This is a genomic window from Cryobacterium sp. 10I1 (assembly GCF_035019805.1).
GTDB lineage: Bacteria > Actinomycetota > Actinomycetes > Actinomycetales > Microbacteriaceae > Cryobacterium > Cryobacterium glucosi.
Map to the genome: position 1 here is coordinate 1 of NZ_JASJVF010000670.1, position 252 is coordinate 252.

General features: G+C 76.6%; 1 pseudogene. It reads right to left on the reverse strand.

Going from position 1 to position 252, the window contains the following annotated elements:
* Positions 1-44 precede the first annotated feature (44 nt).
* Positions 45-252: pseudogene (locus QN345_RS20270) on the reverse strand (MFS transporter); the annotation flags it as partial.

Below are 252 nucleotides of genomic sequence, written 5' to 3' on the forward strand. Positions count from 1 at the left end.
AGGCGCGGGCGAGGCGCGGCCGAGGCGCTGTCGGGGCGGTGGGGTTACGAGACCTGGATCTGGATGGGAGCGGTGTCGGGGATCGGGCCGGCGTCGCGGCCGCGCAGGTCCGGGTGCCAGCGGCGACCCAGCGCGGGGATCAGGGTCCCGAGCGCGGCGAAACCGGCGGCGACGAGGATCGCGGACCCGGCGCCGTTGTGGTCGATCATGAAGCCGGCCGTCGCGGACCCGAGCGCCGCGCCCATCAGCTGG